Source organism: Bradyrhizobium sp. SZCCHNS30572, assembly GCF_032484415.1.
In the GTDB taxonomy this organism is placed as follows: Bacteria; Pseudomonadota; Alphaproteobacteria; order Rhizobiales; family Xanthobacteraceae; genus Bradyrhizobium.
Genome location: NZ_JAUESY010000009.1, coordinates 339,636 through 366,270, shown reverse-complemented (window position 1 = coordinate 366,270; position 26,635 = coordinate 339,636). Strand labels below are relative to the sequence as shown.

Annotated in this window: 25 protein-coding genes; 13 read left to right on the top strand and 12 right to left on the bottom strand. The window is 65.5% G+C overall.

Annotated elements, in window-relative coordinates:
- Positions 1–31 precede the first annotated feature (31 nt).
- From fabG to gmk, 6 genes are all read left to right on the top strand, one after another.
- Positions 32–769 (top strand): 3-oxoacyl-[acyl-carrier-protein] reductase, encoded by a 738-nt coding sequence (fabG, locus tag QX048_RS26800; RefSeq protein ID WP_316200756.1) that lies wholly within the window; start codon positions 32–34, stop codon positions 767–769.
- Positions 770–1,206: 437 nt separating this feature from the next.
- Complete coding sequence (locus tag QX048_RS26795; RefSeq protein WP_006610957.1) at positions 1,207–1,446, top strand: acyl carrier protein; 240 nt, start codon at positions 1,207–1,209, stop codon at positions 1,444–1,446.
- A 221-nt stretch (positions 1,447–1,667) separates the two neighbouring features.
- Positions 1,668–2,933: a beta-ketoacyl-ACP synthase II gene (gene fabF, locus QX048_RS26790; RefSeq protein WP_315712404.1), complete on the top strand. Its 1,266-nt coding sequence runs from the start codon at positions 1,668–1,670 to the stop codon at positions 2,931–2,933.
- Between the two features lie 277 nt (positions 2,934–3,210).
- The gene (gene mltG, locus QX048_RS26785) at positions 3,211–4,500 is read left to right on the top strand and encodes an endolytic transglycosylase MltG (protein WP_315767262.1); all 1,290 of its coding nucleotides are present in this window, start codon (positions 3,211–3,213) and stop codon (positions 4,498–4,500) included.
- 124 nt (positions 4,501–4,624) lie between these two features.
- On the top strand, positions 4,625–5,512 hold the full coding sequence (locus QX048_RS26780) for a YicC/YloC family endoribonuclease (protein ID WP_315712651.1): 888 nt from the start codon (positions 4,625–4,627) through the stop codon (positions 5,510–5,512).
- 3 nt (positions 5,513–5,515) lie between these two features.
- Entirely contained in the window at positions 5,516–6,175 is a 660-nt protein-coding gene (gene gmk, locus QX048_RS26775) for a guanylate kinase (protein WP_172109343.1), read from the top strand.
- Positions 6,176–6,187: 12 nt separating this feature from the next.
- Here gmk and QX048_RS26770 read toward each other — a convergent pair whose 3' ends face one another.
- The 8 genes from QX048_RS26770 to lptF form a co-directional block, all read right to left on the bottom strand.
- Complete coding sequence (locus QX048_RS26770) at positions 6,188–8,455, bottom strand: hypothetical protein (protein WP_316200757.1); 2,268 nt, start codon at positions 8,453–8,455, stop codon at positions 6,188–6,190.
- A 381-nt stretch (positions 8,456–8,836) separates the two neighbouring features.
- Positions 8,837–9,895 (bottom strand): alcohol dehydrogenase, encoded by a 1,059-nt coding sequence (locus tag QX048_RS26765; protein ID WP_315712400.1) that lies wholly within the window; start codon positions 9,893–9,895, stop codon positions 8,837–8,839.
- Positions 9,896–9,922: 27 nt separating this feature from the next.
- Positions 9,923–10,783, bottom strand: a complete 861-nt coding sequence (rsmA, locus tag QX048_RS26760) for a 16S rRNA (adenine(1518)-N(6)/adenine(1519)-N(6))-dimethyltransferase RsmA (protein ID WP_315712399.1) — start codon at positions 10,781–10,783, stop codon at positions 9,923–9,925.
- A complete protein-coding gene (gene pdxA, locus QX048_RS26755; protein WP_315712398.1) occupies positions 10,780–11,781 on the bottom strand; it encodes a 4-hydroxythreonine-4-phosphate dehydrogenase PdxA in 1,002 nt (333 codons plus the stop codon). Before pdxA ends, rsmA begins: the two co-directional genes overlap by 4 nt.
- A complete protein-coding gene (locus tag QX048_RS26750) occupies positions 11,781–12,719 on the bottom strand; it encodes a SurA N-terminal domain-containing protein (protein ID WP_315712396.1) in 939 nt (312 codons plus the stop codon). Before QX048_RS26750 ends, pdxA begins: the two co-directional genes overlap by 1 nt.
- Before the next feature lie 104 nt (positions 12,720–12,823).
- Positions 12,824–15,334 carry an LPS-assembly protein LptD gene (locus tag QX048_RS26745; RefSeq protein ID WP_315826795.1) on the bottom strand — a complete coding sequence of 837 codons (2,511 nt, stop codon included), beginning with the start codon at positions 15,332–15,334 and terminating at the stop codon, positions 12,824–12,826.
- Positions 15,334–16,431, bottom strand: coding sequence for an LPS export ABC transporter permease LptG (gene lptG, locus QX048_RS26740; protein ID WP_315712392.1), 1,098 nt, complete (start codon positions 16,429–16,431; stop codon positions 15,334–15,336). The genes QX048_RS26745 and lptG overlap by 1 nt, the downstream gene beginning before the upstream one ends.
- A complete protein-coding gene (gene lptF, locus QX048_RS26735; protein ID WP_315749956.1) occupies positions 16,428–17,597 on the bottom strand; it encodes an LPS export ABC transporter permease LptF in 1,170 nt (389 codons plus the stop codon). The genes lptG and lptF overlap by 4 nt, the downstream gene beginning before the upstream one ends.
- 339 nt (positions 17,598–17,936) lie before the next feature.
- Between lptF and QX048_RS26730 the strand changes: the two genes are divergently transcribed.
- The 4 genes from QX048_RS26730 (at position 17,937) to QX048_RS26715 (ending at position 21,467) form a co-directional block, all read left to right on the top strand.
- Complete coding sequence (locus QX048_RS26730; protein WP_316200758.1) at positions 17,937–19,472, top strand: leucyl aminopeptidase; 1,536 nt, start codon at positions 17,937–17,939, stop codon at positions 19,470–19,472.
- A 9-nt stretch (positions 19,473–19,481) separates the two neighbouring features.
- Positions 19,482–19,934, top strand: a complete 453-nt coding sequence (locus QX048_RS26725) for a DNA polymerase III subunit chi (protein WP_315749957.1) — start codon at positions 19,482–19,484, stop codon at positions 19,932–19,934.
- 204 nt (positions 19,935–20,138) lie between these two features.
- Entirely contained in the window at positions 20,139–20,633 is a 495-nt protein-coding gene (locus tag QX048_RS26720) for a hypothetical protein (RefSeq protein ID WP_315712649.1), read from the top strand.
- 15 nt (positions 20,634–20,648) lie between these two features.
- A complete protein-coding gene (locus tag QX048_RS26715) occupies positions 20,649–21,467 on the top strand; it encodes a phytanoyl-CoA dioxygenase family protein (protein WP_315826796.1) in 819 nt (272 codons plus the stop codon).
- Here QX048_RS26715 and QX048_RS26710 read toward each other — a convergent pair.
- On the bottom strand, positions 21,464–21,697 hold the full coding sequence (locus tag QX048_RS26710) for an acetyl-CoA carboxylase biotin carboxyl carrier protein subunit (protein WP_316200759.1): 234 nt from the start codon (positions 21,695–21,697) through the stop codon (positions 21,464–21,466). The genes QX048_RS26715 and QX048_RS26710 overlap by 4 nt on opposite strands.
- 156 nt (positions 21,698–21,853) lie before the next feature.
- On the opposite strand from QX048_RS26710, the gene QX048_RS26705 reads away from it, so the two are divergent.
- A complete protein-coding gene (locus QX048_RS26705) occupies positions 21,854–22,252 on the top strand; it encodes an avidin/streptavidin family protein (protein ID WP_315712383.1) in 399 nt (132 codons plus the stop codon).
- A 131-nt stretch (positions 22,253–22,383) separates the two neighbouring features.
- Here QX048_RS26705 and QX048_RS26700 read toward each other — a convergent pair whose 3' ends face one another.
- From QX048_RS26700 to QX048_RS26690, 3 genes are all read right to left on the bottom strand, one after another.
- The gene (locus tag QX048_RS26700; protein WP_316200760.1) at positions 22,384–24,249 is read right to left on the bottom strand and encodes an ABC-F family ATP-binding cassette domain-containing protein; all 1,866 of its coding nucleotides are present in this window, start codon (positions 24,247–24,249) and stop codon (positions 22,384–22,386) included.
- Between the two features lie 51 nt (positions 24,250–24,300).
- A complete protein-coding gene (locus tag QX048_RS26695; protein WP_315712381.1) occupies positions 24,301–24,492 on the bottom strand; it encodes a hypothetical protein in 192 nt (63 codons plus the stop codon).
- 189 nt (positions 24,493–24,681) lie between these two features.
- Complete coding sequence (locus tag QX048_RS26690; protein ID WP_315712648.1) at positions 24,682–24,951, bottom strand: sulfur globule protein precursor; 270 nt, start codon at positions 24,949–24,951, stop codon at positions 24,682–24,684.
- 285 nt (positions 24,952–25,236) lie between these two features.
- Between QX048_RS26690 and ndk the strand changes: the two genes are divergently transcribed.
- Both ndk and QX048_RS26680 read left to right on the top strand, forming a co-directional pair.
- A complete protein-coding gene (gene ndk / locus QX048_RS26685) occupies positions 25,237–25,659 on the top strand; it encodes a nucleoside-diphosphate kinase (protein WP_315712380.1) in 423 nt (140 codons plus the stop codon).
- 79 nt (positions 25,660–25,738) lie between these two features.
- Positions 25,739–26,602, top strand: coding sequence for a TerC family protein (locus QX048_RS26680; protein ID WP_315826798.1), 864 nt, complete (start codon positions 25,739–25,741; stop codon positions 26,600–26,602).
- The last annotated feature ends 33 nt before the right edge of the window (positions 26,603–26,635 follow it).

Genomic DNA, 26,635 nt, shown 5'->3' with positions numbered 1-26,635 from the left:
GCCGCCTGGAAGCGGCATTGAGGAGAGTTGGATGTTCGATCTGAGTGGCAGGACCGCGCTGGTGACCGGCGCGACCGGCGGCATCGGCAACGCGATCGCGAAGGCCTTGCATGCCCAGGGGGCGACCGTTGCCGTTTCCGGCACCCGGCGCGAGGTGCTCGAGACCCTCGCCGGCGAGCTGGGCAGCCGTGTGCATGTGCTGCCTTGCAACCTGTCCGACGCGGCCGAGGTCGAGGCGCTGGTGCCGGCTGCCGAGCAGGCGATGGGGCAGGTCGACATTCTCGTCGCCAACGCCGGCATCACCCGCGACAACCTGTTCGTGCAGCTCCGCGACGAGGATTGGGACGAGGTGATCAAGGTCAACCTGACCGCGACATTCCGTCTCTCGCGTGCCGCCACCAAGCTGATGATGCGCAAGCGCTTCGGCCGCATCATCGCGATCACCTCGATCGTCGGCATCACCGGCAATCCGGGGCAGGGCAATTACACGGCGTCCAAGGCCGGCATCATCGGCATGATCAAGACGCTCGGCGCCGAATATGCCAAACGCGGCGTGACCGCCAACTGCATCGCACCCGGCTTCATCAAGACACCGATGACCGACGCTCTGAACGAGAAGCAGCGCGAGTCGATCCTCGCCAAGGTGCCGGCGGCGCGGTTGGGCACGCCGGAGGACATTGCTGCAGCTGCGGTGTACCTCGCCTCCAACGAGGCGGCGTATGTCACGGGGCAGACCATCCACGTCAATGGCGGCATGGCCATGATCTAGGCTCTGCCGCGGCTCGGAATGCGGCGAAAAGACGTCGCGACCACTATACCGGGCCGTGTGGTCAATGATTCGCGTGTATGGTAACCGGGCGGCTGATGGGGGCACGAAGAACGCCATTGCAGGATTTCCAAACCCTGTATATTGGCGGGGCGAGCTGCCATCGTTCGCCGGGCCTCCGTCGGCTGGTGCTGCTGATCCGGGTTCCTGTTTGAGCGCTCTGGATCGGAGGCGTACCGGCCTCATGGAGAGTGTGGATTGGAGTTTGTGAGTGGCCCCGTTTCCGAAGTTTTCGGACCGCAAGTCGTCCGCCAAATTTCGGTAAAGGGGCGCTGCGGGGCAAATCTGGTTTTGCGCGATCGCGAAGGAAGTTTAGCGGCCGGGGTGATGCGGATCATCCGGGGGTCGGGTCTTAAAGGAACAAGCACGAGGTTTGAACGATGAGTGAGATTGGCGAGCGGGTTAAGAAGATCGTGGTCGAACACCTTGGTGTCGAGCCCGAGAAAGTGGTCGACAACGCGAGCTTCATTGACGACCTCGGTGCTGACAGCCTCGATACGGTCGAGCTCGTCATGGCCTTCGAGGAAGAGTTCGGTTGCGAGATTCCGGACGATGCCGCGGAGACGATCCTGACCGTCGGCGACGCCACCAAGTTCCTCGAGAAGAACGCCAAGAGCTGACGCTCCGGCGAGAGTTGCGCGAAACCGGCCGATCCGTCTTGTGCGGTCGACCGGTTTCTTGCTGTTGGCGGCGTCGTGATGAGCCGTCATCTGGCGGCTGGCGATGGACGATTCGGACGCGCTGCCCGGCCAGAACATGTTACTCGAACAATTGACCCGAGGTGCGGCGACGGCCGTCAGCCGATGCACAAGCGCTCAAGGTCGGGTCTGGAGAAACGAACATGAGGCGGGTTGTCGTCACTGGCCTTGGCATGGTTTCGCCGCTTGGCTGTGGTGTGGAAACGACCTGGCAGCGCATCCTTCAGGGCAAGAGCGGTGCGCGCTTGATCGAGTCGTTCGAGGTCTCCGATCTTCCCGCCAAGGTGGCCTGTCAGGTGCCGCGCGGCGATGGCTCCGACGGCACCTTCAATGCCGACCAGTGGATGGAGCCGAAGGACCAGCGCAAGGTCGACGATTTCATCATTTTCGCGATGGCTGCGGCGCGTCAGGCGCTCGATGACGCCAACTGGCATCCTGCGACGGAAGAGGACCGCTGTGCCACCGGCACGCTGATCGGGTCCGGCATCGGGGGCCTCTCGGGCATTGCCGACACTGCGATCCTCCTGAAGGAGCGCGGTCCGCGCAAAGTGTCGCCCTTCTTCATTCCCGGACGTCTGATCAATCTCGCCTCGGGCTATGTCTCGATCGAGCACGGGCTCAAGGGTCCCAATCATTCGGTCGTCACTGCGTGCTCGACCGGCGCGCATGCGATCGGCGACGCCAGCCGCCTGATCGCGCTCGGCGATGCCGATGTCATGGTCGCCGGCGGCACCGAATCGCCGATTTGCCGAATTGGCATGGCCGGGTTCTGCGCGGCGCGCGCGCTGTCGACCGGATTCAACGAGACGCCCGAGCGCGCGTCGCGCCCTTACGACAAGGACCGCGACGGCTTCGTGATGGGCGAGGGCGCCGGCGTGGTCGTGCTCGAGGAGTATGAGCACGCCAAAGCACGTGGCGCGCGGATCTACGCCGAGGTCTCCGGCTACGGACTCTCCGGAGATGCCTATCACATCACCTCGCCATCTCCGGACGGCGACGGCGGTTTTCGCAGCATGAGTGCGGCGCTGAAGCGCGCCGGCATCACGGCCGCCGACCTCGACTACATCAACGCGCACGGCACCTCGACTCAAGTCGGCGACGAGATCGAACTCGGCGCGGTCGAGCGCCTGCTTGGCAATGCCGCTTCGAAGATCTCGATGTCGTCGACCAAATCGTCGATCGGACATCTGCTCGGCGCGGCCGGCGCCGTCGAAGCCATCTTCAGCATTCTCGCGATTCGGGATAACATCGCCCCGCCGACGATCAATCTGGAGAACCCGTCGGTGGAAACCGCGATCGATCTCGTGCCGCATGCACCTCGCAAACGCGAGATCAACGTGGCACTGTCGAACTCGTTTGGTTTCGGCGGCACCAACGCGTCGGTGGTTTTACGGCGCGTGGTGACCTAGTGCGGAAGGACGGATGCCGCGCGGGCCGATTGTCGCTTGGTCACGCGGATATCCGACTGCAGCCACACTAGAACCCAAGACTTCGCGTGTCTTTCGCAGGTCGGCCTTCGGCGCCGATGCGGTAAGTGGATGCGCATGGCGGTGAGGCCCGGCGAAAACACCTTTTCGCCGTATTCGATGACGAGATGACGAATCGTTAAATGGGCGTGGACTTCAGGTCGCTTGCGTTGGGGAGCGCACGGCCACGACGAGAGCGACAGGACTGAAGGTTGCATCGATGAGTGAACGGCCGCCCATCTCGCCCCGCAGCCCGCGCGCAGCGCTGGAGCCGGAACGCGTGCCGCCGCCGCCGCGCCGCTCCGACCGCGCCCGCAATCCGTTCGTGGTCGTCGGCAACGCGATCATCACCTTGCTCATCCTGGCCATGCTCGGCGTGGGCGCGGCCTACTATTATGGACGGCAGATCCTGGAAGCGGCAGGACCGCTGCAGGAGGACAAGGTCGTCAACATCCCGCAGCGCGCGGGCAAACGCGATATTGCCGACGTGCTCGCGCGTGAAGGTGTGATCGACGTCAATCCGTGGATCTTCATCGGTGGAGTCTATGCCCTGAAGGCCAGTTCCGACCTCAAGCCGGGCGAGTATGCGTTCCAGAAGAATGCATCGTTGCGCGACGTGATCGGCGTCATCGTCGAAGGCAAGGTCGTGCAGCATTCGGTGACCGTGCCCGAGGGCCTGACGTCAGAGCAGATCGTGGCCCGCCTGTCCGAGAACGAGATCTTCACCGGCAGCGTCCGCGAGATTCCGCGCGAAGGCACGTTGTTGCCGGAGACCTACAAGTTTCCGCGCGGCACCAGCCGCGATCAGGTCGTGCAACGCATGCAGCAGGCGCAGAAGCGCGTGTTGGCCGAGATCTGGGAACGGCGTAGTCCGGATCTGCCGGTCAGGACGCCGGAGCAGCTGGTGACGCTGGCTTCGATCGTCGAGAAGGAGACCGGCAAGCCCGACGAGCGCAGCCGGGTGGCCGCAGTATTCGTCAACCGGCTGAAGCAGAGGATCAAGCTGCAGTCCGATCCGACCATCATCTATGGTCTGGTCGGCGGCAAGGGCACGCTGGGCCGTCCGATCAAGCGCAGCGAGATCACCCAGCCGTCGCCCTACAACACCTATGTGATCGAGGGCCTGCCGCCGGGACCGATCTCCAACCCCGGCCGCGCCTCGCTGGAGGCGACAGCCAATCCGGCGCGCACGCGCGATCTCTATTTCGTGGCCGACGGCACCGGCGGCCATGCTTTCACCGAAACCTACGACCTGCACCAGAAGAACGTCGCCAAGCTCAGGGCGATGGAGCGGCAGACTCAGAACGACACCGTCGAGCCCGACGAGGCGCCGCCTGCCGTCGCGGGTGGCGCGGCCGATCCGGCGGCCGGAGCGACCCCACGGGCGCCCGCAGCGGCAAAGAAGCCGCCGGCCAACCGCGCCACCGGCGGAGTTGCACCGGGGGCCGCACCTGGCAACGGCGCCCGTCAGGGGGCGGCGCAGCCGAGCCCGCCGGTCGTTCAGCAATAATTTCCCACGCATGTCGGCCGCGCAGAACCGGGCTTAACATTTGCCCAAAAGGCCGTAAGGTTCGCGCACTTTCGGCGGGGGTTGAGTCTGTCCCCGTTCCCAATGTGCCGGAGACATGGACGAAATGGCGCTGTCGAGCATGACCGGCTTTGCCCGTAGCCACGGGGCAAGCGGTCCCTACTCGTTCGAGTGGGAGTTGAAGTCGGTCAACGCCAAGGGATTGGACGTCCGGGTGCGATTGCCGCAGGGCTGGGACGAGGTCGAGGCCTTCGCCAAGAAGCGCGCGACGGAAGTCCTGTCGCGCGGCACGGTCTATGCGAATCTCACCGTCAAGCGCACCGAGACCGGGTCGACGGTGCGAATCAACGAGGACGTGCTGGCTGCGGTGGTGAAGATGGCGAGCTCGCTCGCCGGCAGGATTGACGCGGTCGCACCGAGCATTGACGGGCTGCTGTCGATCAAGGGCGTGATCGAGGTGGCCGAGCCGGAGAGTGACGAGGCCGAGGACAAGGCCGCCAAAGAGGCGGCGATTGCAGGCTTCGACACCGCTCTGAAACATCTCGTCGAGATGCGCCGGCGCGAGGGCGACACGCTCGGTCAGATCCTCAATCAGCGCGTCGACGAAATCGAGGCGTTGGCGAAAAGGGCGGAGGCGTCGCCGGGCCGCAAGCCCGAGGCGATCAAGGCGCGGCTGGCCGAACAGGTGGCAGCCCTGCTCGAAACCTCCGACCGCTTCGATCCCGATCGCCTGGCGCAGGAGGCGCTGCTGATCGCGGCCAAGGCCGACGTGCGCGAAGAACTCGATCGCATCGCCTCGCACATCGCGCAGGCGCGCGAGATGCTCGGCAAGGGCGGGCCCGTCGGCCGCCGGCTCGACTTCCTCGCCCAGGAATTCCATCGCGAGGTCAACACCACCTGCTCGAAGTCGAACGACATCGAGCTGACGAACATCGGCCTGGAGATGAAGACCGTGGTCGAGCAGTTTCGCGAACAGGTTCAGAATCTGGAGTGATCCATGGCGGCTCACGACGGAAGCTTCGATGGGGTCGAGCGGCGCGGGCTGATGTTCGTGCTGTCATCGCCTTCGGGGGCAGGCAAGACGACGCTGTCGCGCCTGCTGATCGAGCGCATGTCGGGCCTGCGGATGTCGGTCTCGGCGACGACGCGTCCGATGCGGCCTGGTGAGGTCGACGGCCGCGACTATCACTTCGTCGACCGGGCGCGCTTCGAGGACATGGCCAAGCGCAACGAGCTGCTCGAATGGGCCACTGTGTTCGACAATCGCTATGGCACGCCGCGCGCGCCGGTCGAAGCGGCGCTGTCGGCGGGCCAGGACGTGCTGTTCGACATCGACTGGCAGGGCACGCAGCAACTGCGCGAGAAGGCGCGGCAGGACGTCGTCAGCGTGTTCATCCTGCCGCCGTCCGCCGCCGATCTGGAGAAGCGTCTCCACACGCGCGCGCAGGACTCCGACGAGGTCATCCGCGGGCGCATGAGCCGCGCCAGCCACGAAATGAGCCACTGGGCGGAGTACGACTACATCGTCATCAACCGCAACGTGGACGATGCGTTCGCCGAGGTGCAGTCGATCCTCAAGGCCGAGCGCCTGAAGCGCGAGCGCCGGACCGGATTGACGACCTTCGTGCGCGAGCTGCAGCGCCAGCTCGAGAGCTGAAACGCCTTCCGTCTACGCCCGCCGGCCGAGGCGCGCCAGGATGTCCTGGATGCCGTCGAGCTCATCATCCTGCTGAATGTTGCGCGGCCGCGGCCGCAGCGCCGGAGGCCGCGGAATGAAGTCGAGCGGCGGGGTCGCCGGATCCTCGAACGGCGTCGGCACGAACAGGGGACGCTGCTGCGACGGGCGCGGTGGCTGCTGCTGCGCCTGCGGTCTGTCGATAGGTAGCGCGGCGGGGATCGACGACCGCGATTCCAGGAGACTCATCAGTCGGGCCGCGGGATCATCATGCATGTGCACGACGTCCTGCTGAGCCTCGACGGAGAGCTCCTCCTGCTGCGGCTCTGCCTCCAGCTCGTCTTCGGGCAATGAAAAGCGCGACTGCAGAAGGTTGATCAGCGCCGCCGCAGGATCGTCGAGCTCATCGTCTTCGGCGGCAGGGGCTTCCGACATCATCGCGGGTCCGCCCACGGCGATGTCATCGTCAGGCTGAGGGGCCGGTTGTCGTGCCGCATGCGCGCGAAGCGTCTCGATCAGTGCGGCCGCAGGATCGGCGGGCGCCGTTGACGGCGCGCGCGGGGAGGCAGGCTGATCGGGCGTCCCGGGAACGGGCTGAGCGACGGGCTGGCCGCCACGCGGATGGTTCGTCAGGTGTTGCGACGCCTGCGTGGTCCGGGGTGCAGCGTCCGCCTGCGTTGGCGGAGCCGTCTCAGCGAGGGCCGCTGCAGCCGGATCATCGCTAGCCTCGCCGGGTTGCGTGGCGTGCCGCTTGGCCGCGCGCGACACCAGCAGCGCGGCAATCACCTTGGCGGCGTCGATCGGAGCGCCGGCAGAGGGGGACGTGACATCGCGGCTTCGGGCCTTGCGCAGCGCCGACACGATTTCGCTGACGTCGACGGGGGCAGGTGGGGCGGCGGTCGCGGCAGCTTGCGCCGGTGGTGGGGCGGCTGACGGCATTGCTGCGGCTGCCTGGATGCGGGTGGGATTCGCTGGTTCAACCCGCTGCGCCGCCGGCCAGGGCTCGGCGGGCGCGGTCGGTGCCGCATAGGTCGGCGAGCGCGGCGAGGCGGCTGCAGCGGCGGCGCTCGCCTGGGCTGCTGCAATCTTGGCGGCAGCGGCCTGCGCGGCGGCCATCTGGGCAGCCGTCAGTTGTGCCTGCGCCGGAGCAGCAGGCGATGCGGCAGTTGCGGCAACCGGCGATGGCGGCGCGTTGGTCGCAGCGATCTGTGCCCCGGAAGGCTCGGCCCGGCGCACTGCTGCGCGATCCACCAACTCATCGACCGCCTGCCATACTGCGTCGGTGGATTGTGATCGTTGCATCTCCGCAGCCGCGTCCCGGTCGCGTCGGCGTGCGGCCACGGCCGGGTGATCCTGATGCTGGGGAGACGGCGCCGGTCGCTGCGCACGGGGGTCGATCTGGTCCGTTGAAGCGGACAGCCGCGCGCTGGCGAGGTCGAGCGCCGAAGCCGGCTGGGAGCCGCGGCTGCCGCCTGGATGGGATGGTGCCGCCGGCATGCTGCCGCGGTTCGCACGCATCCCGCCCTGCGGCGCCTTGGAGCGTGGTTTGATGCGACTACGGCGCATCCGTACTGCGTCCGCGTGCCAGCTGCCGTTGCGCCGTTGCCGTCGTCCCATCCGGCTGAGCCGATAGAGCGCGCTCGCCAGCAGTCCTGAAATCGCGAGTGCGCCGATGACCACGAGCATGAGCACGTGGATGGGCGCTTCGGGCTTGCTCGGCTTGGGTGCGATGATCGGCCCGTCGGCAGTCGGCGCCGCATTCGCGTCCGGCTCCGCATTGCCGTCGTCGGCCATTGCCGGTGGTGGCGCATCGGCCGCGATCGGGTCCGCCTGTTGCGGCGGGGCAGAGGGCCAGGGCGAGCTATCGAGGCTGCGCGGCAGGCTGGTGTCCGATGCCGTCAGCGTCGTCGGCGTGGCGAGATTCTGCGGCTTCGGCGTGCCCCGCACGGCGAGATCGGCACGCAGCCGCGGCTGCGGCGCTTCGGCGAGGGCGTCGCTGGTGCGAGCGACCGGGCCATCGGTGCGTCTCGGCGTCAGTTTGGGTGGAGCGGGCTGGGCGAAGTCCCAGGGAGTCGGCTGCTGCGCGGCCCGCATCGGTGCCGCGGCGTCACGGGTATTGCCGTTGGCGTCTTTAAGATACCAGCAACGCCGATTGGTGCCACGATCGAAACGATAGTACCAGCGTTGCGCGTCGGACTTCTCTCCCGTCGGCTCGGTCAGACATTCCTCCGCCGCCAACACGACGCGCGGCAGCACGAGCACGACGGTGCCGGCGATTCCGGCTGCAATGGCAAACGCAACTCCTGCCGTTCGGCTTGCCATTGAAGACTCCGGATACGCTTACGCAACGGCGCGTTCTCGGAGAGAAGTTGGGTGGCAATGAGCCGCAATTCCGGATTAATTCTGTCGCGATCCTTTCGTGCCCGAGTGCGGCTTTTTTCCCACAAAAGGATCCGCATCCCGCCGCGATTTTGGCCGCGCTATCGCGCCAAATCGGTCACATCCGTGAAGATGGACCTGGCTTTTCACCCTCAGGGATCCGAGGCGCGGCGCCGACAACCTCTACGTTTGTGGACAAATGATTGGCCACAGCGGCAGCGGTGCAGCACCGCCGCCGCGTGCGATGTCGCAACGGACGAGGGATCAGTTCGTCAGCACCACACGTCCGACCACATGGCCGGCGCGCAGTGCATCGATCCACTTCTGTACGTCAGCCATCGGCTCCTCGCGCATCGGCGGCGGCTTGATCTTGCCGGCGCGCGCGAGCGCCATCAACTCGTGCGCCTCAGTCAGCGTGCCGACCATGAAGCCCTCGATGGTCATGCGCTTGTACACCCATTGAACCATCGGCAGGGTGAACTGGCCGCCCATCAGTCCGGAGACGACGATCTTGCCGCCGCGTGCAACGACGGACACCGCAAAGGCCATCGACTTCTCGTTGCCGGCGAAATCGACGACCTCGTCGAAGCCGCCCTCGGTCTCCTTGAGGATGCGCTTGATCACATCCGGCTCGGCCGGATCGTAGGCCGTCGCGGCGCCATTCTTCAGCGCGGTCTCGCGCGCGGCCGCCGAGAGGTCGGCCACCGAGATCGGTTGCTTGAACATCGCCTGCGCGAACGACAGGCCCATCATGCCGACGCCGCCGAGTCCGATCAGCAGCAGATTGCGCTGGCGCGGCCGATCCACGAGGCGCTTGAGCGCGCCATAGGCCGTTACGCCGGAGCACATCAGCGTCGCGGCCTGATTGACCGGCAGCGGATCGTATTCCAGCAGATACTTCGCATCCGGCACCAGCACGTGGGTGGCGAAGCCGCCGTCAATCGAGACGCCGAGGAAGCGCTGCTTGGCGCACAAATTCTCGTCGCCATTGGCGCAGTCGCGGCATTGGCCGCAGCCGATCCACGGAAACACTGCGCGGCGCGCGCCGATCAGTTCCTTCGGCACGTCGGGTCCGACCTCATCGACGACGCCGGCAATCTCGTGTCCGAGCGTGAAGGGGAGGGTCATGCCGCGCGTGGTGTCCAGGCGCTTGCCGCCGCCGAGATCGGCATAGCCGTCCTGGATATGCAGGTCGGAGTGGCACAGGCCGCAGCGCTCGATGCGAACCAGAACTTCCCGGCCTTGCGGCTTCGGCGTCTCGACGATGGTTTCGCACAGCGGTGCGTCGAACTTGACGAGCGACTGACGGCGCATCAACGCCATGATGAAACTCCCTGAAATGGTTGTTGATTAAGACTTGTTCGCGTCGCGACTATTGGTCAATTCGCGGGCCATGGCAACAAAGCCCGACACCGGAATGGTCTCGGCGCGGCGGGTGGGATCGACGCCTGCGGCGGCCGCGAGCCGCGCGGGATCCGCCGGCAGCGACTTCAGGCTCTGCCGCAGCATCTTGCGGCGCTGGCCGAAGGCGGCGGCGGCGACCTGCTCGAGCGCGCGGCGGTCGCAGGGTTCGGGCGACGGGCGCGGCACCAGCCGCACCACGGACGACGTGACCTTCGGCGGCGGCACGAAGGCGGATGGCGAGATGTCGAACAGGATCTTGGTCTCGCAGCGCCAGTTGGCGAGCACGCCGAGCCGGCCATAGGCGTCCTCGTTCTCGCGCGCGACGATGCGCTCGGCGACCTCGCGCTGAAACATCAGCACCATCATGTCGTACCAGGGCGGCCACGGCTCTGCGGAAAGCCAGCCGATCAGGAGGTGCGTCGCGATGTTGTAGGGCAGGTTGGCGACGATCTTCGCCTTGGTGCTGCCGAGGTAGGGCCGGACGTCGAAGGTGCGGGCGTCGGTGCAGACGATTTCGAGCCGCCCCGGATAGCGCGCGGCGATCGCCTGCAGCGCCGGGATCGCGCGCTCGTCGTGCTCGACCGCGATCACGTGGCGCGCGCCGAGCGCGAGCAGCGCCCGCGTCAGGCCTCCCGGACCGGGGCCGATCTCCACCACGGTGGCGTCCTCCAGCGGGCCGGCGGCGCGCGCGATCCGGGCGGTGAGATTGAGATCGAGCAGGAAGTTCTGGCCGAGCGCCTTGCGAGCCGACAGCTGATGATCGCGAATGACCTCGCGCAGCGGCGGGAGGTCGTCGATCGCGCTCATGACGACTGGCTGGCCATGCGCGCCGCGAGCTCGAGCGCCGCGATCAGGCTCGCCGGATTGGCGGTGCCCTTGCCGGCAATGTCGAACGCCGTGCCGTGGTCGGGCGAGGTGCGGATGAAGGGCAGGCCGAGCGTCACGTTGACGCCCTCGTCGAACGCCAGCGTCTTGATCGGGATCAGTGCCTGATCGTGGTACATGCAGATGGCGCAGTCATAGGTCTTGCGCGCGGCTTCATGAAACATCGTGTCTGCCGGCAGCGGTCCCTGCACGTCGAGGCCAGCATTGCGCAAGGTTGCGATCGCGGGCGCGATGATCGTGTCCTCTTCGGTGCCGAGCGTGCCGTCCTCGCCCGCATGCGGATTGAGGCCCGACATCGCAATGCGCGGCCGCGATACGCCGAAATAGCGGCGCAGGCTCGCCGCGACGATTCGCGTCGTCGACGTGATCAGCGGGCTCGTCAGCTGATCGATCGCATCGCGCAACGCGACGTGGATCGTCACAGGCACCACGGCGAGAACAGGCGACCACAGCATCATGACCGGCTGTGGCGTGGCTCCGCCATCCGCGGCGAGCTCGGCGAGAAATTCGGTATGGCCGGGATGCGAGAAGCCGGCACGGTAGAGCACGGCCTTGGCGATCGGGTTGGTCACGACGGCGCTGGCGCGTCCGGCCCTCACGTCGGCCACGGCCTCCCGGATCGAGCCGATGGCCGCCTCGGCACTCGTCGTGTCCGGGCGGCCCGGCGGGGCCGTCACGGCGTGCCCGGTGGGGACCACGGGCAGCGCGGTCGCAAACGCCTGCGCCGCTTGTTCGGGACGAACCTCGTCCACGGTGACGGGGAGGTCGAGCAGCTTGGCGCGCTGAGCCAGGAAGGCAGGATCACCGCGCACGTAGAAGGCGGGGAGGCCGAGCTCGGTGCGGCGCAGCCACGCCTGCAGGGTGATGTCGGGGCCAATGCCTGCCGGTTCCCCCAGGGTCAGCGCGAGCGGCTTCGTCATCAGCGATATTCGATCATCGCCGCCTTGCGGACTTCCTGCAGATAGGCCTTGGAGGTGGCCTCGTATTTCTTGGTGTACATCTGCTCCTTGATCTCGCGCTTCTTCGGCGTGTCGATCGTGGTCGGAGTCCGCGAGCAGAGCGCCACCATCTGAATGCCCTGCCGCGTCGCTTCCGGCGGAGTCAGGTGGCCGATCGGTGTGTCATCGAGCAGCTTGCGCAGATTCGGCGGAATGTCGGCGGACGTCTTGACGACGATCTCCTTGATGACCGCGTTCGCCGTCGTCTTGAAGATGTTGTTGGCTTCGGCGCAGGTCTGCACCCGTGAGCGCAGCGCTTCCGCCTCCTTGTGACGTGCTTCCATCAAGCCCTGGTTCGAGGAGTTCGACACGATCAGCACGATCGGCTGCATCTTGTACTCGAACGCCTGGCCCTGCTGATCGCCGTCGCCGCCGGCAGCGGCGACGGCCGCGGCCACGTCCTTGTCGGAGACGAGCAGACGCTCCTTGTAGCGGCCGCGCACCAGGCTGCTCCAGACGATCTCCGCCTTGATGCGGGCCTTCAGCGTCTCCGGCCGCACGCCCTGGCTCTCCAGCGATTTGGTCAACTGTTCCGGGTTGAGCCGCATGCGAGAGCCCATGCCAGCAAACGATTGGTCGACGTCGGAGGCGGTCGGCTCGACGCCGAACTTCTTGCCTTCCTTGATCTTCACCTTGTCGTCGATCAGCTCGTCGATGATCTCCTGGCGGGACTGATGCTTGCGCGTGCTCAGGAAGTTCAGCTTGGTGCGCTGCTCGATGTCATAGTCGGTGATGGGATCGCCATTGACCATGACGACGATGCTCTGGGCGCGAGCCGACATCGTTCCGATGCCGCAGGCGAGTGCGGCAAGAGTGCAGATGGCCAGGGCCCGAAGGCGAGGAGAGAACGCGATCGTCATGACCAAGCTTCGCTGTCGCTATTGATCCAACTGGAAGCCGCGCCACGGCTCCCGACGAGGGACTTTCGAACCCCACGGAGCGGCCCGTCGGAGACTGGCGCGCACTACTGAAGGCCGCCAGCCCCGGTTCCCGTCGACGAGGTCGTGGCAAGCGTCCGAAGCCCGATCTGGAGCATATAGGCATGGCTCAGAACGGGTGGAGTGGTGCCTGCCGTATAGTTATACGACGTTACATAGTTGGCGGCCAGCACGAAACAGTCGTCCACATAGCCCGCGCCGATCACATACTGGTTGATCTTGTTGGCAGCGAGGTCCCACCGCGCGGCGCCCGTCACGACCCAGTTCGGTGCCACCTTGACCGAGCCGCTACCCAGGATGCCCTCACGACGGGTGAGGTAACCGATCGCCGGATCGGCAGCATAGTTGCCGTAGGTCAGGGCCACCGACCAGCGGTCGAAGTTCGCCTTGGCTTCCGCCTCGAAGCGCTGGATGTTCAGGGTCTGCTGGTCGAACCGGCTGCGCATGCTGAACGTGTAAGTGCGGTTCGGCGAGTAGTCGACCCGCGCCACGTAGTCCGAGACGTTCTTGTCCAGGCCGGAGCCGATGGCGGTGTTGTTGGCGTCCTGCACCGCGAACGAGTTCATCCCGAACAGGTGATAGGACTGGCCGAACAGCACGTTGATGGTGCCGCCGCGGTCGAACTGCGTGGTCGCCTGGACGCCGACATTGGCGCGCCCGCCGCCCTCGACGCGGTCGTAGCCGGAGAACTTGTCGACGCTGAACAGGTTGCTGGCGTCGAACACCATGCTCTGGGCGTCCTCGTTCGGCAGCCGGCCGGCATAGGTCTCGTTCGGCCGGATGATCACTTGCGCGATCGGCTCGATCGTCGTCGTGCCCCACGGCTGAACGTTGATGAACGGGTAGCGATATTCCAGGCCGACCGTCGGCATCAGCCGCAGCGCCTGGGTGTCGCCGGTCTGCAGGAAGTTGCCCACACCCGGCTGGTTCGAGACGTTGGCGTTGATCGCATCCGCGCGCAGGATCGCGAACGGCGTCCAGATCTGGCCGTAGGGATCCGTGAACGACCGCCGCCACTCCGCCTGCGCAGTCAGGCGGGTGTAGGTGCCGGGCGTGGCGCGCAGCAGGCACTGCGTCGGCAGGCGCGCAAGCGGGTCAGCCGATGTCGTCGTGCACAGGCCGTTGGTGTTGGCCGTGGTGGTGATCGGATCGAACACCGCCGTCTGGCGGCTCAGATTGACGAAGTTGGTCTTGTAGCTGAACTCGCCGCCGAACACGGGATAGTTCAGCACGTTCGAGTAATCCAGCACCGGATAGACCACCGGCACGGTCTGCTGGTTGCCCGAGAAGCTCAGATAGTGGATCGCCCTGACGTCGAAGAAGCTGCGGCTGCCAACGCCGGTCAAATACAGCTGCGAGATCGCCTCGGTCGGCAGGCTCATGAACGAGTTGAACGGGTCGCGGTACTGCGCCAGCCGGTAATCCGACAGGAACATGTAGTCGGACAGCAGGATGCCGTCCCAGCCCCAGACCCACTTGTCGTTGAGCGCGAACTGGCCCTTGGTGTCGACGCCGCCGCGGAACTGGCGGTCGCCCGGCTGGCCGGCGAAGGCGTTGCGGTCGAGCTGATCGATGCCGTACAGGCGCACCTGATAGCCGCCATTGCTGAGGCGCTGGCGGAACTCGGTCTGCAGCAGCACGCCCTGCTTGGAGGTGATGCGCGGCGTGAAGGTCGCGTCGTAATCCGGCGCGATCGCCCAGTAATAGGGGATGTCGACGCCGAAGCCGTAGCCGCCGGTCTGGGTGACGCCGGGCATCAGGAAGCCGCTCTTGCGCTTCACGGTCGGATCGGGCGTCGAGAAGTAGGGGATGTAGGCCAGGGGAACGCCGAAGAATTCGAGCTGGGCGTTCTCGAAATACAGCATCTTCTCGGTCTGGTCGTGGATGATGCGCGCACCCTTGACCTGCCACAGCGGCGGCTTCTTCGGATCGTCCTTGCACGGCGCGCAGGCGGTGTACACGCCGTTCTCGAAGACGGTGTAATTGCCCTTGGAGCGGTCGGCGCGGGTCGCCGCCATCCGCGTCTGATCCTCGGTCTCGACGCGCAGCGAATCGACGAAGCCGTCACGATAGTCGTCCGACAGATCGAGGCTGTTGGCGTAGGTGATCTTGCCGTCGGCGTCGGTCATGCGGATGTTGCCTTCCGCATGCAGGCGCTTGGTCTTCTGGTCGTAGATCACCCGGTCGGCCTCGACCGAGGTGCCGTTGTAGAACAGTTGCACGTTGCCGACCGCCGACACGCGCGAGTTGTTGTAGTCGTAATCGACCTCGGTCGCCTGCACCAGCATCTGGTTGTCGTTGGCGACGCGCGGCGGCGGCGCCTTGGGCGGGCGCGGATTGTAGGTGAAGCCCTGCGCCACGGCAGGGGTCGGCGCCACGACCGCGATCGCAGCAGCGACCATCAGGCCGAGCCCGCAGGCCATAACGAATCCAAGTACGCCAGACCCGGCGCGACGCACGCGCGCGCAACCGACGCGCGCAACGGCATGCTGCCGAAGCGCGGCGAGCGCTGTCTGACGGACGGCAACGAACGACACTAGCCGTCCTCCTGGTAGAGCAAGGCCATGAAGCCGGTGAGGCCGCCGACGAACACCGGCAGCCACGCCGCAGCGATCGGATTCATCAACTCAGCCTTGCTCAAATCTTCAGTTACTTTCGACAGAACGTAGAGCAGAAACCCGGCGCCCACGCCACTCAAAACCATTTTCTGTACGCCACCCATTCGGAAGAACCTGAGCGACACGGACGCAGCCAGCATGACCATCGCAGCCAGCAAAAACGGCTGCGCGATCAGCTTATGATACTGCAGTTTGTACCCCGCGGTCGCGAAGCCCGAGCTCTCCGACGAGCGGATGTATGTCGGAAGTTGCCAAAACGACACAGTTTCGGGGGTGGAGAAGCTGTTTCGGACCTGTGCCGGCGTCAGGCTGGTCGGAAGAATGTACGTCGGTTCGTCGACCGGCGGCGCATCGAGGGAGAATCGGCGCACGGACCGGAAGACCCACCGGCCTTCTTCCAGGGTCGCCTCGCGCGCTTCGATTCGTTCCTTGAAGTGCTTGTCCGTATCAAAACGGAACAGGGTCAGTCCGGTCAGGCGGACGCCCTGCTGCTCGCTGCGCGCGGCATTGATGATGACCGAGCCGTCGGGGTTGATCTGGTTGAGCCAGAAGCCGGCCGCGTCCTGCACGCCGCCGCCCGGGGCGGCGCCGAACAGCTCGGCCTCCATGCGCTTGGAGAGCTCGCGCAGATTTGCCGACATCGGGTTGTAGAGGGTCGTCGCCATTAGCCCGAGCACGATGGCGCTTGCCAGCGCCGGCGCGATGAACTGCCAGGCGGAGACCCCGGCCGCGCGCGCCACCACGAGTTCGAGTCGGCGCGACAGCGCGAGATAGCAGGTCATGGCGCCGATCAGGACGCAGAACGGCATCATCTTCTCGAGCAATTGCGGCACCCGGAACAGCGACGTCTCCGCCACCATCAGCGCCGAGGCCGAGGCGAGCCCGGAGGTCTTGCGCACCATCTCGATGTAGTCGACGAGCACGAGCAGGATGAAGATGCTCGCGAACACGCCGACCGCCGAGACCAGGAAGCGGCCGGCGAAATAGCGCCCGAGCGTGTTGGTGACCATGCTCATGCGGTGGCCGGCCTTCCGAACAGGCGTGCGATCCGCGCGTTCGAGCGGTTGATGGCTTCCATCAGCCGCGCCGGCGGCTCGACCACCACGCCGCCGATGATGATCCAGATGCTGAGGCCGAGCACGCCGAACAGCATGAGGTACTGCACCAGCGCCGCCATCGGCGTCTTCACGGTCATGACCGAGCAGGCGAAGCCCGCCATGCGGACGCCGAACACGGCGAGAATGGCGCTGCCGAACGAGAAGTTGCGGCTCTGGCGTGTGGTCCGCGGCGCGCCCAGGAATGCGAAGGTGAGGGCAGCGAAGGCGAACGGATAGATCGGCGCCAGGAAGCGGTCGTGCAATTCCTGGCGGAATTGTCCCGGGATCTGCTTGTAGATCGGATCGTTTTCGGCGGGCGCCATCAGTTCCCACAGATAGCGCTCGCGGATGCCGAGCGTGACGTCGCGGCCCTGGTTCGAAAACTTCGACATGTCGAAGGCGTAGCGGGCGAACGCGACCATCGCCGGCTCGCGCTTGCCGAGCTCGAAGCGTTCCAGATTGCCGTCCTCCAGCACCAGGAACGAGCCGTCGGCATTCTTCACGACGGTGCCCTTCTCGGCGATGATCGTGATTCGCTCCTTGGGGTCGCGGCGGTCGTCGATCAGGATGCCGGACAGCTCACCGCCGGGCTGGCGCTCGCGGATCCGGATGGTCAGGTTCTGGTCGAGCTGCGCGAACCGCCCGGGCTGTAGGATGTTGGCGAGCACGTCGGCGGTGATCTCGGCATCCCACTGCTTGATCCGGCGCAGGCCGTCGGGGGCGAAGAAGGCGGCGATCACCGTCACCAGCACGGCTACCGCGCAGGTGGCATAGGCGAACGGCACGAACAGCCGGATCGGCGACATGCCGGCGGCGTTCATGACGATGATCTCCGAATCGGTCGCCAGCTTGTTCAGCGTGTGCGAGACCGCGATCATCAGCGCGATCGGCGCGATGACGCCGAGCAGGGAGGGAATCACGAGCCCGGTGATGCCAAGGAAGGTCAGGATCGTCTGGCCCTGGCTGGTCATCAGGTCGATGCCGCGCAACGCCTGCGTAATCCAGATCACGCCGGTGAGGCTGACCAACACCAGCGCGAACGACGCCAGCGTCGTGCGAAAGATGTACCTGTCGATGGACCCCATCGTCTGCGCTCGATCCCCAATCAGCAGTCCCGGAACGAGCGCTGCAGCCCCCCTTGAAACGGGTCCCCCAAGGCCGCTGTCGCCGTGACGTTCCAAGAGCAGTGAATATCATTACCATCTCGTTGATCCGTCGACAAAATGGCTGTGGCGTGGCGCCCCGAAAATACGGTCAAAATTTCATGATTGTGACTGGCCCGCCACGCGGCGCTTGGCAGCCGCGGTCCGGGCAGGCCATACTGCTGTCAAGTTGGGTTCCGAACTGCCGCCATCCGCGTCTGGCCCTTGAGGTTTTCGGCCGGACGTGGCGGCTCATCACGTCGAAATTTGGAGGATTGCTTGATGTCCGACGCCGTCAAGGTCGGCTTCGTCCCGCTGTCGACCGCCCCGCGTGGCATCGTGGTGGCGTTCTGCGATGACACCCTGCGTCTTGGAGTCGCGACCGAGAAGGCGCTCGGGGGAGCCTCGGACCTGATCAAGCGCGCGGCCGGGGCAGCCCGGTTCAAGGGCAAGGATGGCGCGGTGTTGGATCTGCTGGCTCCTGAGGGAATCAAGATTCAGCGCTTGATCGTCATCGGCATCGGCAAGGGATCGGACCTCAAGGACAAGGATTTCCTCAAATTCGGCGGGACTTTAGCCGGAAAGCTGAACGCCGGAACTGAAGCGGTGGCGGTGCTCGCCGAGCTGCCTTCGGGACCGCTGTTGCCGGATCAGGTCAGCTCGCTGGCCGCCGGGATCCGGCTGCGGGCCTATCGGTTCGACCGTTACAAGACCAAGAAGAAGGACGAGGAGGGCGCCGTCAGCGCCAATGTCTCGATCGCCGTGGCGGACGTCGCGGCGGCCAAGAAGGCCTTCGCGCCGCGATCCCACGTGACCGACGGGGTGATACTGGCGCGCGATCTCGTCAACGAGCCGCCGAACGTGCTCTACCCGGAAGAGTTCGCCAAACGCGCTGCCGCCTTGCGCAAGCTCGGCGTCACCGTCGAGATCCTCGACGTGCCCGCGATGAAGAAACTCGGCATGGGCGCGCTGCTCGGCGTCGGCCAGGGCTCGGCACGGCCGAGCCGCACCGTCGTGATGCACTACAATGGCGGCAAGCGCGGCGAGCAGCCGGTCGCCTTCATCGGCAAGGGCGTGTGCTTCGACACCGGCGGCATCTCGATCAAGCCGGCCGGCTCGATGGAGGACATGAAGGGCGACATGGGCGGCGCGGCCTGCGTGGTCGGCCTGATGCATGCACTCGCCGCACGCAAGGCCAAGGCCAACGTGATCGGCGCCATCGGCCTGGTCGAGAACATGCCGGACGGCAACGCCCAGCGTCCGGGCGACATCGTCACCTCGATGTCGGGCCAGACCATCGAGATCATCAACACCGATGCGGAGGGACGCCTCGTGCTCGCCGACGTGCTGTGGTACGTCGCGACCAAGTTCAAGCCGAAATTCATGATCGACCTGGCGACCTTGACCGGCGCGATCATGGTCGCGCTCGGCACCGAGCATGCCGGTCTCTTCACCAACAATGATGATCTCGCCGACAAGCTGTTCAAGGCGGGGCAGGAGACGGGTGAGAAGGTGTGGCGCATGCCGCTCGGCCACGAATACGACAAGCTGATCGATTCGCAGTTCGCCGACATGAAGAATACCGGCGGACGCCATGGCGGCTCGATCACCGCCGCGCAATTCCTGCAGCGCTTCGTCAACGACACGCCGTGGGCGCATCTCGACATCGCCGGCACCGCGATGGGCGCGCCGAAATCGGAGATCAACCAGAGCTGGGGATCGGGCTATGGCGTCCGGCTGCTCGATCGGCTGGTGTGGGACTCCTACGAATCCAGATCCGACACCAAAGCCGAAGCCAAATCCGGCGCCAAGGCGTGACGCGGGGCGATGACCGAAGTTCTGTTCTACCACCTGCAGAACATGACCGTGGAAGGCGTGCTGCCGCCGCTGCTCGAGAAGTCGCTCGAGCGCGGTTGGCGCGTCGTGGTGCAGTCGACATCGGAGGAGCGCGCGGATGCGCTCGATGCGCATCTGTGGACCTATCGCGACGATTCGTTTCTGCCGCACGCCACCTGGCGGGTGGCCGATGTGGCCGACCAGCCGATCGTGCTCGCGGTGGAAGAAAGCAATCCCAACGGCGCGAACGTCCGTTTCCTGGTGGATAACGCGGCGCTGCCATCGGACTCGCACAGCTACGAGCGCATGGTGCTCGTGTTCAACGGCGATGATGCGGACGCGCTCGCGGCTGCGAGATCGGCGTGGACCGATTGCAAATCGCGGGGATTCGAGGTCACCTACTGGCAGGCGGATGAGCGGGGGCGCTGGCAGCGCCGACAATGATGCGGAGGCCCGTGAAGCGCCGATGATGGCAGCGCCGCGTGATTAATGATAATCTGCCGATTTACCGGCAGAGCGTTGGCAAAGTCACGAACGTGCCGCAAAGTGATGTTGGGACAACACGTTAGAGTGTCCACAGGTTGCAATTCAGCAAGGTTCATCGTGCGAGACCACACCAAACAGCTGACGCGCGCTCTGGCGTTCCTTGTGCTTGCCCCGGTCGTCGCCGGATGCTCGAGCACGCCCGATTTCCTGTCCAAGGACGCTGAGTGGTTCAACCGGCCGCAGCGCCTGTTCATCAGAAACATCTCGATCGACGCGCCGCCGCTGACGCCGGACAAGCCGGTCACGGCTGAGGATCTTGTGAGCGCCGAAGGCGCATGCCCGGGCATGGCGCCTGCGGCCGATGCTGCGGGCGCGAACGCGCTGGCGAATGATCCCGCCGCCGCGACGCCGGCTGCCGGCGGCACCGTCGCACTCGGCCACACCGAATGCGACGTGGTGCGCGGCATCGGTGCACCCGACAACGTCAACATCTCGAGCAATGGCGGCGAGCGCGTGGCCACGGTGACCTGGCTGCGCGGCGCACGCGCCGGCGTCTACACGTTCAGCTCCGGCCGCCTGACCTCGGTCGAGCGCGCGCCCGATCCGGGACCGGCGCCGAAGGTGGCGAAGCCGAAGGCGAAGAAGCGGACGAGCTGACGGCGGGAGGTGGCCATGCAAATAACCGGCCTCCGTCGCGAGTTGGAGGAGGCCGGGTATGCGGTACGCCGTGATTTTCTTCCTCGCGAATTGTTGGAGGCCGGCAATCGAATCAAGTCTCGGGCCAGTCTTGAGGCGAGAGCGGAGCCCCATCTCGGGCTTGTTGTCTCGGTCAACTTTTCGGTCGATTTCGCGCCGATCATTCTCTTCGATGCACAATATGAATTGTTGGAGCGCGCCGGATACCGGGATGCGCGCTTTTTTGCTGGATTTCTGATCTCCAAGCCGGCCGGATGTCCGAGGCTGCACTGGCACCAGGATTGGTGGGGCTGGTCGAGCGCCGTGAGTTACGGCGCCACGCCTCCAATTCTCTATTTCATGTACTATTTGACCGACACGAGTGCTGCAAACGGATGCTTGCGCGTGCTTCCCGGCAGTCATCGGCGCAAGAACGATCTACATGAATTGATCGAGGGCAGGCCGACACATCCCGATCGGGTTCTGCATGTCGACGACGTGCTGGTTTCCACGAGGCCAGACGAAGTTGATGTTGCTGTTCGGAAGGGGGATCTTATCGTTCGCGACGGCAGGCTCCTTCACGCATCCCATGCGAACAATTCGAGCGAAGACCGAGCCCTGATCGTATTGTCCTTCGTGCCGTTCTGGTCGGATCTCCCGGAGGGGCTGCAATGCGCCTTCGACAGAAAGCGGCCCAAGATCGAAAGATCCTGGCCGTCCGCCGAGGCCGAGCGCGTGCTGGATCGAGCGACGGTCTACAACGGCGCGTCGTCGCCGATCCATCTGCAGAGGACTCCGAACTTCGGCGACGATTAAGCTGCCGCGTCCTCCGCATCCAGCTCCATCACGACATCGGTCGCGTTCAACGTATCGCCCGCTTTGCGCCTGACCTGACTGATTGTCCCGGAGTAGGGAGCTTTCACCGACAGCTGTGATTTGGCCGCCTCGATGACGTAGAGGACCTCACCGGTCTTCACCTTTTGACCGGCCTTGACGCAGACGTCGTAGAGCAGGCCGTCAAGTCGAGCGTAAATCTGCTTGTTCATGTTTCGTCCTCCTGAATCGCCTCAATCGAACCTCAAACATCAACGTCAGCTACCAAAAGTAGAGCAATTTTGATTCTGCTACAATGGCGCTTTCAATCTTATGGATGTATGTAGTCATCGTTGCTACCTCTAGCTCTGGGCATAGCGAGGCGCGCCATGAAGTGGTTCTTCAGCAAGTATCTTTTCGCAGGCATGATTGTCGTGGTTTCGTCGATTGCTGCGCGTGCCGACGTCCTGCCGGCGCCGTCGAGATGGACCAATCAACGAGGCTCGGTTCTCGAGATCTGGTCAGTCACCGATGGGCAGGTGCGAGGGCAATTCACCAACAACGCATCTGGGTTCGCATGCCAGGGTATTCCCTATCCGGTATCCGGCAGATCCGCCGGCAGCGCCGTTATGCTGGTCGTGACTTTTGCCCAGTGCAATTCCATCACGCGTTGGAGAGGCCAAGTCGGCGGCAATCAACTTCGGGCGAATTGGAATCTCTTCTACATTCAGCCCAACGGTGATCTCGGCAATCTGCCGGGTGCCGACCTGTTCCAGCGAACCAATTGATCCGGTCGCTCGCTCCGATCCCGCATTCAGCCGTGTTAGCCGCCGACCGCGAAGGCTTTCGACTTGGAAGCAGCTGAAAGCCGAGCTATCGGCGACTTTCGGCCGAATGCCGATCCGAGGCTCGGGGCGCTTCAGCTCCCCGCCTCGTCATGCAGCGTGCTGGCTTCCAGCCACTGCTCCTCGGCGCGCGCCAGCGCGTCGGCGGCATTGGCCCGCGCCTTCGACAATTGCGCGGCCTGCTTTGGGTCGCGCGTGAAGATGTCGGGCAGCGACAGCGCGCCGTCGATCTTGGCGATGATCTCGGTGATGCGGGCGATCTCGGCTTCGGCTGCCGCAATCTTCTGCTTCAGCCCGCTGCGCTTGTTATCGCTGCGGGGCCGCTCGGTCTTCTCGGCGACCTGAGAGCGCTCGTTGTCGCGGGCCGGCGTGCTGCGCGTCGACAAGACCATGCGCCTGTAGTCATCGAGGTCGCCATCATAGGTCTTCACGGTGCGGTCGGCGACGACCCAGAGGCGGTCGGCGCAGGCCTCGATCAGATAGCGATCGTGCGACACCATGATCACGGCGCCGGGAAATTCGTTGATCGCTTCGGCCAGCGCGGCGCGGCTGTCGATGTCGAGATGGTTGGTCGGCTCGTCCAGGATGATCATGTTGGGGCCGAAGAAGGTCGCGAGCCCGAGCAGCAGCCGCGCCTTCTCGCCGCCCGACAGGCTCTTCACCAGCGTGTCGGCGGCCTTGCCGGAAAATCCGATCGCGCCGGCGCGCGCGCGCACTTTCGATTCCGGCGCATCGCCCATCAGCTTGCGCACGTGACTATACGGCGATCCGGTCTCGTCCAGCTCATCGAGCTGGTGCTGGGCGAAATAGGCGATCGACAGCTTGTCGGCGCGCGTGACCTTGCCGGAAAACGGTGTGAGCCGGCCGGCGAGCAGCTTCACCAGCGTGGACTTGCCATTGCCGTTGGCGCCGAGCAATGCGACGCGGTCGTCATTGTCGATGCGTAAGGTGACTCTGTTGAGCACCGGTTGCGCGGGATCGTAGCCGACCGAGGCGTTGTCGACCGCGATGATCGGCGGCGACAGCAGTCGCTCCGGTGCGGGGAACGTGATCTCGTGCACGTCCTGGGTGACGAGCGCGGTGATCGGCTTCATCCGCTCCAGCATCTTGACGCGGGACTGCGCCTGGCGCGCCTTCGAGGCCTTGGCCTTGAAGCGCTCGACAAAGGCCTGCAGCCGCGCACGCTCCGCTTCCTGGCGCTTGACCGCCTTGACATCGAGCATCTCGCGGGTGGCGCGCTGTTCCTCGTAGGAGGAGTAGCTGCCGCGATACAGCGTGAGCTTGCAACGGTCGAGATGCAGGATCTGGTCGACGGAGGTTTCCAGGAGATCGCGGTCGTGGCTGATCACGATCACCGTGCGCGGATAATGCGCCAGATGATCCTCGAGCCACAGCGTGCCCTCGAGGTCGAGATAGTTGGTCGGCTCGTCCAGCAGGAGCAGGTCGGGCGCGGCGAACAGCGTGGCCGCGAGGGCGACCCGCATGCGCCAGCCGCCGGAGAATTCGGCGCAGGCTCGCGCCTGATCCGCGGCGGAAAATCCAAGGCCGCTGAGAATAGCGGCCGCGCGCGCCGGGGCGGAATGCGCGTCGATGTCGACGAGCCGGGTCTGGATCTCGGCGATGCGGTGTGCGTCATGGGCGGTCTCGGCCTCCTGCAGCAGCGCATGCCGCTCGAGGTCGGCCCGGAGAACCACCTCGATCAGGCTTTCGGGCCCGCTCGGGGCTTCCTGGGCCAGGCTGCCGATGCGCCACCGCGGCGGCACGGTGATGCTGCCGGTCTCCAGCGACAGTTCGCCGCGGATCGCCTTGAACAGGGTCGACTTGCCGGTGCCGTTGCGGCCGACCAGTCCGACGCGCGCGCCGGGCGGAATCTGCACTGAGCTCTGGTCGATGAGAAGCCGTCCGGCGAGGCGGATGGAGATGTCGGTGATGGAAAGCATGCGCGCCTTGTCACCGCGCGCGCGGCCAAAGGCAACCGCTTTGTCGCGGTCTCAGCGGCCGGAGAGGCTCATCCCGGTCTCGTCGCGCTTTCGCAACTCGTTCATCAGGTCCGCAAGCTGAGCCGGCAGACGAGAGCCGTCCGGCGGCAGGCTGCGTTGCAGGCGTTCGCCGACGGCCTCGCAGATCGACCGGCTGGTCTTGCGATCGAGCGCCTCGCTGAAATCGGCGGTGCGGCCAGACATGAGGGAGTTCCACGAGCAGTTGCAGGACGATGCCGTAACAAGTCGTGACCGCTCGATTTGTTTCCCGCTCCCGACCGGAAGACCCCGAAATGAGGTTGAAAATGCACAAAAAAAGCCCCGGCGTGGGGGAGACGCCGGGGCGATGCGAGTTCGGTGCGGCGGGGGGCGGGTGCCGCGCCGAGGCTCGTATCAATAGCAGCGGTTGATCCACCGCCAGCGCGGTCCCCACGGGGTCGGAACCACGCGGCGCACGTAGCAGCCGCCATAGCCGTAGCTGTAGACCGGGCCACCGACGAAGAAGCGCGGGCCGTAGAACGGACGGTGCCATCCGCCGTAGCCTCCGTGCCAACCGCCCCCATGCCAGCCGCCATGCCAGTGAGCCGAGGCGGCAGTCGGGGCGAGGGCGGCTGCGCCGAGGGCAACGGTGGCCGCCGCGATGAGGGAGAGTTTGCGCAACATGATCGTCTCCTGGATGACAGCGCTGGTGGCGCCGAAATTGTCCGACGGATGAGGCTGGGAGAGGGCGGCCACCGGTCGTATTGCTGGCTCGTCCTCGCCCGATGCGAACACCCTAGGAGCTTCGAGCTGAACACGGGTGGCACGGAGCCTTCAGACTATGTTCAGAATTGTGAAATTGTCGTAAGGCGTCGCGCTCCGGCAGGGGCCCCGGTCGCTTGCCGTCGGCCGATCGCGTCGATATAAGCCCGCAACTCACCGAAATCCCGCACCTCCAAGGACGATATCATGGCGATTGAGCGCACCTTTTCGATCATCAAGCCCGACGCGACCGAGCGTAATCTCACCGGCGCGATCAACGCGCTGATCGAGAAGGCCGGCCTGCGGATCGTGGCCCAGAAGCGCATCCGCATGACCCGCGATCAGGCCGAGACCTTCTATGCCGTGCACAAGGCGCGGCCATTCTTCGGCGAACTGGTCGATTTCATGATCTCCGGCCCGGTCGTGGTCCAGGTGCTGGAGGGCGAGGGCGCCATCCTGAAGTACCGCGACGTGATGGGCGCCACCGACCCGTCGAAGGCGGCCGACGGTACCATCCGCAAGCTGCATGCGAAGTCGATCGGCGAGAACTCGGTGCACGGTTCCGACGCGGCGGAAACGGCAGCGATCGAGATCGCGCAGTTCTTCTCCGGCAACGAGATCGTCGGTTGATCGATCCTCGTGCGGCTGAGGGCCCCCTCAGCCGCACGACCTTCGTGCTCTGCGCTGAACTTATCTGAAAGGCCCGGCCGTGAACTGGCTATCGCAACTCGCCGATTCCGCCAGCTTCGGCCATGTGCTCGCTCAATTCGAGGCCGACCTGCAGAGCCCGGGCTTCTGGCTCGCGCTCGGCAAGATCGTCTGGATCAATGTGCTGTTGTCGGGCGACAATGCGCTGGTCATCGCGCTCGCCTGCCGCGGCCTGCACGGCAAGCATCGCTTCTGGGGCATGGTGGCCGGCTCCGGCATTGCCGTCGCACTGCGCATCGCCTTTACCGGCATCGTCGCCACCCTGATGGCGCTGCCATACCTGAAATTGATCGGCGGGCTGGCACTGATCGTGATCGCCGCCAAGCTGCTGGTGCCCGAGGACGAGAACGACGAGATCGCGGCCGGCACGACGCTGTGGCATGCGGTCCGCATCGTCGCGCTCGCCGACCTCGTGATGAGCCTCGACAACGTGATCGCGGTGGCTGCGGCCGCCAACGGCCAGGCGTCCCTGCTGATCATCGGCCTTGCCATGAGCATCCCGCTGATCATCGCGGGTGCCGCGCTGATCATGCTGGTGCTCGATCGGGTCCCGCTGCTGGTCTGGCTCGGCGCGATGCTGCTCGGCTGGGTGGCCGGCGAGGTGATCGCGACCGATCCCGCGATCGAGCCGATGCTGCACCATCTGCTCGACGGCACCGTCCTCATCAACATCGAGGCGACCTCGGCGCTGTTCGCCGGCAAGACCAATCTCGCGAGCCATGTCGATGTCATGGAGACGCTGATGTCGCTGATCGGCGCCGGTGTGGTGCTGATCACCGGCTCGATCTGGCGCGGCCGCGCGCTGCAGCGTCAGGCCGAGAGCGAGCTGCAGCCGGTGCCGGCGCGCGGCGTCGATCTGCCGTAGCTGATCGTCAGGACGCGCCGCATCCGACCGGGC